Genomic DNA, 3,212 nt, shown 5'->3' with positions numbered 1-3,212 from the left:
CCGCCGATCGTCGGCAGGTAGCCGAGGAATTTGAGGCCAACGCGGTCGCGGATGTCGTCGCCGGTCCGGAAGAAGCGCTCGTTGAATTCATTCAAGCCGCCAAATCCGGCGCCGAGCAACACGCCAAGCACGAGGAAGAGCGCCAGCACCTTGGATGTGCGCGGGCCTGCCGCGGAGAGCGGCATAGTCGCATCAGAAATGATGCGCACCTTGCCGACCGGGAAGGACTGCTGCTGCGAGGCTTCCTCATAGCGGCTCAAGAACGTCTGATAGAGCGTGGTGAGCGCCGTCGCTTGCTGGTTCAGATCGCGCAGTTTGACCTGTGACTGGTTGTCGATGGAGCTCTTGCCTGCCGCGTCGGCGATCTTCTGCCTGAGCGCCGTCTCACGTGTCTGAGCCACTTCATACTCGTTGCGGTAATTTTCGGTAAGCTGCTTCAGCTCGCCAAAAATCTGCGCCGACACGTCGGCCTTCTCCTTGGCAAGCGCGACCGCTTGGGGATGGTCCGCACCGTAATTGGCCGAAACATCCTGCAGCCGCTTGGCGATGGTGAGATAGCGGGTCTTGAGCGTCGTGATGACCGAGCTGGCCGGCTGATCGCTTGCGATGGCCGAGTCGTTGAAGGCGTTGTCGGAGCCGCTGTCGACGATCGCCTTGTATTGCTGATAGCGGGCGCTGGCGCGAGCCGTATCGGCCTGCGCGACGATGAGCTGGGCATTCAGGTCGGCGAGCTGCTTGTCGCTCATCAGCTGCCCGTCGCTGTTGGCGGACAGCCCGTGCTCGGCCCGGAACGTCTCAACCGCCATCGACGCCTTCTGCGAGCTTTCGCGAAGCTCCGCCAAGCGGCCCTGCAGCCAGACGGCCGCGCGTTCGGTGGCGTCGAAGCTGGCGTTGAGCTGGTCGGCGAGATAGGCATCGGAATAGGCCTTGGTGATCGCCGTCGCCAGCGCCGGGTTCGGCGACTGATAGCCGATGGCAATCACATAGCTGCGGCCGTTGCGCTGCGCCTGCACCTCGTTCTGCAGCTTCAGCACGGCATAGTCGTGGCTCGCTTCCTTTTTCATGGCCTCGCGCGTCGCGGCGTCGACATTCTCCATGCCGGGAATTTCGTCGGCGGAGTTGCTGCGGAAATAGCCGATCACGCCGCGCAGGAAACCGATGCCCTTGGCCAGAGCCGATTGCGGCGGATTCATGAAGTCCTGGTTCTGGTCGAGTTTCAGCTTATCGACCACCACCGATGCCAGGCGGGCCGAGTTGATGATTTCGATCTGGCTGAGCAGGGCGGCATCCGTCTGCATGGTGACGGACGCGGCCGAGATGTCGTCGACGACCTTGTTCAGGCCCTCGTCGATCAACACGCTGGCGACCGACATGTATTGCTTGGGCGTGGTCTGCAGATAGATTACGCCGAGGAACAGGCCTATGACGGCGCACACCGCCACCACCTTGACCTGCCGCGCGGCCATGCCGAGCAGACGTTCGATGTCGATGAAGTCCTCACCTTTTTCCGCGTCCGCGCTAGGCAATGGCATCCTCTTGTCGAGGGGAAAATTGGCATAGTTCATCGTCGGTCCAATTCCAGGTTGCAGGCGCTATTGGCCTTCGAAGATTGGCGTCGTCACCAGAAAAGACCACGCAACATTCATGCCAGAAAGCGCTTGGCCGGGTCGGCCAAGCGCGGCGGCGTTTGTCGCGCCATCGTCGATACGCATATGCACCCAAAAGATGGGCATTATGCGGCTTCTTCCCGGCGCTCGTGCGTCCGGACGAATTGCTGCAGCATCTCGAAGACCGGTCCTTTCATGTCGTCGCGTGCCAGGGCAAAGGCGATGGTGGCCTCGATGAAGCCTTCCTTGGAGCCGCAGTCGAACATGCGGCCATTGAAGGGCTGGGCATAGAAGGACTGGCTTTGCGCCAGGCGGACCATGGCGTCGGTGAGCTGGATCTCGTTGCCGGCGCCGCGCTGCTGGTTGCCGAGCAGGGCGAAAATCTCCGGCTGCAGAACGTAACGGCCGTTGATGTAGAAGTTCGACGGCGCATTGGCCGGCGCCGGCTTCTCGACCATGGCTGTCACCTCGAAACCGGTGCCGATCTCGGCGCCGCGGCCGACGATGCCGTATTTGCTGGTCTCGCTCGGCTCGCAACGCTCGACGGCGATGACGTTGCCGCCGGTGCGCTGATAGAGGTCGACGGTCTCGGCAAGACAACCGCGCCCGCCGAACGATACCATGTCGGGCAGGAGCAGGGCGAAGGGCTCGTCACCGATCACCTCGCGCGCGCACCATACGGCGTGGCCGAGGCCCTGCGGCGACTGCTGACGGATGAAGGAAGTGGCGCCGGCGACGGGGAGCAGGCTTTCGAGCGACTGCAACTGCGCCTTCTTGCCGGTCTGCTCCAGGGTCCCGATCAATTCAGGATGCAGGTCGAAATAGTCCTCGATGACCGCCTTGTTGCGGCCGGTCACGAAGACGATGTGCTCGATGCCTGCCTCGAAGGCTTCGTCCACCGCATATTGGACGACCGGCTTGTCGACCACGGGAAGCATTTCCTTCGGCATCGACTTGGTGGCCGGCAGGAACCGCGTTCCAAGCCCCGCCACCGGTATGACTGCCTTCCTGACTTTCTTCATCGCATAGTCCTTTTGAGAAGATCGATTTCAATATGCCGCAGGCTCCGAACCCACTCTCCGTCAGCCCGCACTCTCACCTCCCCGTCCCACGGCAAACTGTGCCGCAACCCTTCGCAACCGGACGGCGATCGGCATGCTCATATGCCTCACCGCCGCCGGATCACTGAGCGCCGTCCACATCGCCCTGAGCGGCGAGCGCGCCTTGATGTGCTGGACCAGCGACAGGAACGAAGCCGCCCGGCGCAGGCTACGGCCGCGCCTGGCAAAGGCAGCCGCGGCGGCCGCGTCCATGAGATGCGTCTCGGCGAAGGCGGCGTCGGCCGCACGCATCGCCTCGACATGATGCAATTCCAGCACCCGCGAGATGGAGCCGGTGCGGATGTGATAGACATAGCCGGTCGTCGGCTCGACGACACATCTGCCGCCCTTGGCGAGCGCGCTGGCCAGCAGGATGTAATCCTCGCCGATGATCAGCTTCTCGTCATAGCGAAGGCGTTTTTCGTCGAGGAAGCCACGCTGGAATATCGGCTTGAGATAGCCAAGATTGAAGCGCGACTCGAAGACGATGTTGCCGGCGATGTAG

The 3,212-nt window shown here is 62.6% G+C and carries 2 protein-coding genes and 1 pseudogene; all 3 read right to left on the bottom strand.

Annotated elements, in window-relative coordinates; genetic code table 11:
* A partial coding sequence (locus EOA33_RS29350) for a Wzz/FepE/Etk N-terminal domain-containing protein (RefSeq protein ID WP_127407233.1) occupies positions 1 to 1,565 on the bottom strand: 1,565 nt, incomplete at its 3' end.
* Positions 1,566 to 1,732: 167 nt separating this feature from the next.
* Entirely contained in the window at positions 1,733 to 2,629 is an 897-nt protein-coding gene (gene galU / locus EOA33_RS29345; RefSeq protein ID WP_126056847.1) for a UTP--glucose-1-phosphate uridylyltransferase GalU, read from the bottom strand.
* A gap of 60 nt (positions 2,630 to 2,689) precedes the next feature.
* Positions 2,690 to 3,212: pseudogene (locus tag EOA33_RS29340) on the bottom strand (glycosyl transferase); the annotation flags it as partial.

This window comes from Mesorhizobium sp. M4A.F.Ca.ET.050.02.1.1 (genome assembly GCF_003997725.1).
Taxonomy (GTDB): domain Bacteria; phylum Pseudomonadota; class Alphaproteobacteria; order Rhizobiales; family Rhizobiaceae; genus Mesorhizobium.
Note: the sequence above shows the minus strand (reverse complement) of the source record. Positions and strands in the feature narration are given on the sequence as shown.

What these genes read in the sequence shown, in the direction of transcription:
- galU (WP_126056847.1), bottom strand. Translation starts at nt 2,629, where the DNA reads ATGAAGAAAGTCAGGAAGGCAGTCATACCGGTGGCGGGGCTTGGAACG.